The sequence below is a fragment of the Nocardioides antri genome, assembly GCF_008373765.1.
Lineage (GTDB): Bacteria > Actinomycetota > Actinomycetes > Propionibacteriales > Nocardioidaceae > Nocardioides > Nocardioides antri.
The window spans coordinates 1-217 of the sequence record NZ_VUJW01000028.1; the positions used below are offsets into that span (position 1 = coordinate 1).

1 protein-coding gene is annotated in these 217 nt (G+C 73.7%); it reads right to left on the reverse strand.

The features are described 5' to 3' along the window. The coding region (locus F0U47_RS21430; RefSeq protein ID WP_368666153.1) for a MauE/DoxX family redox-associated membrane protein at positions 1-217 on the reverse strand (217 nt) is incomplete at both ends.

Below are 217 nucleotides of genomic sequence, written 5' to 3' on the forward strand. Positions count from 1 at the left end.
GCGGGGGACGCCCTCCAGGAAGACGGAGAGAGCCAGCAGCCCGACGTCGCGCGGGATGTCCCAGGGGTACGACGCCGCGGCATCGTCCTTCGGCGCGCCGCCGCCGAAGCAGCCGCAGTCGATCTCGATGCCGCGCGCCCACACCGAGGCGATTCCGACGACGAACGCGACGAACAGGAGGGCCGACACCAGCGCGGCACCGCGGGCGAACGCACCG